We start from the raw sequence: 2,847 nt of genomic DNA, 5'->3' as shown, positions 1-2,847 counted from the left end.
AAAGCATAAACTTTATTCAAACTCCAATTGCCTTTTCATTTAAAATTTATTTTCCTTCTTCTTTTATGGATACTCCAACAAATATTCTCAAACTTAATTTTTTCTTAGACTTTTCTCTATGATAGCAATTAAAGAAAGGATAAAAGCACTTTACCCTCTTTCTGAAAAATCGATGGATTTACTAACCGCCATTATGCATAAAGAAGTACACCAAAAAGGTTATTTACTCTTTGAAGCAGGAGAGAGAAGTAAGAAAATTTATTTTCTAGAAAAGGGTGCTGCCAGAGCATTTCACTATAAGAATGACAAAGAAGTCACTTTTTGGTTTGGTTTTGAAGGGGATATTGCGCTGTCCTATTATGCTTATTTTGCAGGAAAACCGGGTTACGAAACCATCGAATTATTGGAAGATGCCACCTTATATGTGATGAATTGGGATGACTTGCAAAGTCTTTTCCTTCAACATATTGAGATTGCTAATTGGGGTCGGAAGTTGGCAGAAAATGAATTAATCAATACAGAAGAACGTTTTATATCTCACCAGTTCTTCAGTGCTAAAGAACGTTATTTATCGCTAATCAACAATTACTCAGATATTACACAGCGGGTCCTATTAGGACATATTGCTTCTTATCTAGGAATTACACAGGTGACCTTAAGCCGAATCAGAGCAGGTTTTGGGAAAAAATAATCTCTTTTTAACATTTGTTAAATGAGGTCGCCATAGGGAAGCAGAACTTTGTGCCAAATAAAAATTTATATCTTATGAATTGGTTAATTTTGGTGATTGCAGGGTTGTTTGAGGTGGGTTTTACAACTTGCCTAAAGTTATCGGATAACTTTACCAATTTTAAATGGTCTGCTGGTTTCTTTATTTGTATTTCCCTAAGCTTCTATTTATTGAATAAAGCTATCCAAACTATACCTTTAGGGACCGCTTATGCCGTGTGGACGGGTATTGGTGCGGTTGGGACTGTCTTAATGGGAATTTTCTTCTATAAAGAGCCTTCAGATTTTTTAAGATTGTTATTTATTTTCTTACTGATTGGCTCTATCATAGGATTAAAGATCGTATCAGAGTGATCATTTTAGGTCAGAAATAAAGAATATCGCTTCAATTGCCTCTTGTTTCATCTAATTCGGATTTTAGTCAAGGATTAAAAATGAAGCGTATTTCCGAACTTAGCTGCGTTCCTCCCCTCAATTACACTTTTTGTGGACATAATTACTTCTTTCTTTGTTTTCACTTACAAGAAGCAGAAAGTTCCTGCCTAAAAATTGGGCAAAATCATACCAAAAATGAAAGAGGGAGCAACCATTGAAAAATGGGAAATAGAGGATGAGGGCTTTTGGGAAAGTCATGGAAAGAAAATTGCAAACCGGAACCTTTATATTTCAATTTTTGCTCTTTTTCTGGCATTTGGAACCTGGAATATTTGGAGTATCTTAATTGTCCGAATGCAAACATTGGGTTTTACTTTGGGGCTGGAGGACCCTGGAAAATCCGCTGAATTGCTATACAGCTTGCCAGCACTTGCTGGTTTATCGGGTGCGACCCTTCGTATTCCCCATTCTTTTCTTATTGCCATCGGTGGTGGCCGCAATGTGATTTTTATTTCTACCGCATTACTTCTGATTCCAGTTGTGGGTATAGGATGGGCTTTACAGAATTTGCATACCCCCTATATGACATTTGCTTTTCTAGCTCTTTTAAGCGGGTTTGGGGGAGGAAATCTTGCCTCTTCCATGTCTAACATCAGTGGATTTTATCCAAAAAAGCATCTTGGAAAAGCTTTAGGACTTAATGCGGGTTTGGGAAATCTGGGAGTAAGTGGAGGACAATTCCTGATGCCTGCAGTTATGGGCTTTGCTATCTTTGGCTCTTGGTCTGGTTCGGTGAGAATTCTAGAAGGAAGACCTTCAGACCAGCTTATCTATATACAAAATGCGGCCTTTATATGGATTCCTTGGTTGCTTTTGGCCCTCATTGCTGTTTTTTTTGGAATGAATAACTTGAGAATCTCAAGTCCTGGCCATAGATCCAACTCTTTGGGGATTTTTCGTTCCTTATTCTTAATTGCTTTAGGATTGATTACTTCCGCTTTAGGAGTTTTCCTACTTTCCGATTTAGATTTGAATATGTGGTTGGTATTACCTCTAATTATCATCCTTACTTTGATTTTGATGAAATACCTTTCCCCAAGGGAGATTAAAGGAAATCTGAAGCAACAATTCTCAATTTTTAAACACAAACACAATTGGATCATGACATTGATCCATTCCATGACTTTTGGCTCTTTTATAGGCTTCTCAGAGGCCTTCCCTAAATTGTCTCAAGATATTTTTGTTCGTCTTCCAAATGGAATTATTAACCCTAATGCCCCAAATGTTTTGGCATTTGCTTTTTTAGGACCATTAGTGGGCGCTTTAGTCCGACCTCTGGGCGGTTACCTTTCAGATAAAATAAACAGTGGATCAAAGGTAACTCATTGGGCTACTATTGTTATGATTTTAGCCATTTTAGGTTTGGCCTATGTAATTATGCTAGCCCGTAGCAGTCATAAACCAGAAATTTATTTTCCTTCCTTTTTTTGCCTGTTTATGATTTTGTTTCTTGCCACTGGTATTGGAAATGGATCTACCTTTAGAAGCGTACCTCATATTTTTAATAAAACACAGACCGGCCCGGTTTTAGGTTGGATTTCAGCCATTGGGGCTTATGGTGCTTTTATTGTCCCCATGATTATTGGTCATCAAATTAAAGCTGGCCACCCTCAAAATGCCTTATTTGGATTTGCCTTTTTCTACCTCAATTGCTTGATAATTAATTGGTGGTTTTATCAAAGG

General features: G+C 37.1%; 3 protein-coding genes. All 3 read left to right on the top strand.

Going from position 1 to position 2,847, the window contains the following annotated elements; translation table 11 throughout:
• Positions 1-118: 118 nt before the first annotated feature.
• A complete protein-coding gene (locus E1171_RS03405; protein ID WP_155204080.1) occupies positions 119-691 on the top strand; it encodes a Crp/Fnr family transcriptional regulator in 573 nt (190 codons plus the stop codon).
• 74 nt (positions 692-765) lie between these two features.
• Positions 766-1,083, top strand: coding sequence for a DMT family transporter (locus tag E1171_RS03400; protein WP_155204079.1), 318 nt, complete (start codon positions 766-768; stop codon positions 1,081-1,083).
• A gap of 216 nt (positions 1,084-1,299) precedes the next feature.
• On the top strand, positions 1,300-2,847 hold a 1,548-nt coding region (locus E1171_RS03395; protein WP_155204078.1), incomplete at its 3' end, for an MFS transporter.

Origin of the sequence: Xanthovirga aplysinae (assembly GCF_009711365.1) — a bacterium.
Taxonomy (GTDB): domain Bacteria; phylum Bacteroidota; class Bacteroidia; order Cytophagales; family Cyclobacteriaceae; genus Xanthovirga; species Xanthovirga aplysinae.
The sequence above is the reverse complement of the archived record's forward strand: the minus strand, read 5'-3'. Positions and strand labels throughout refer to the sequence as shown.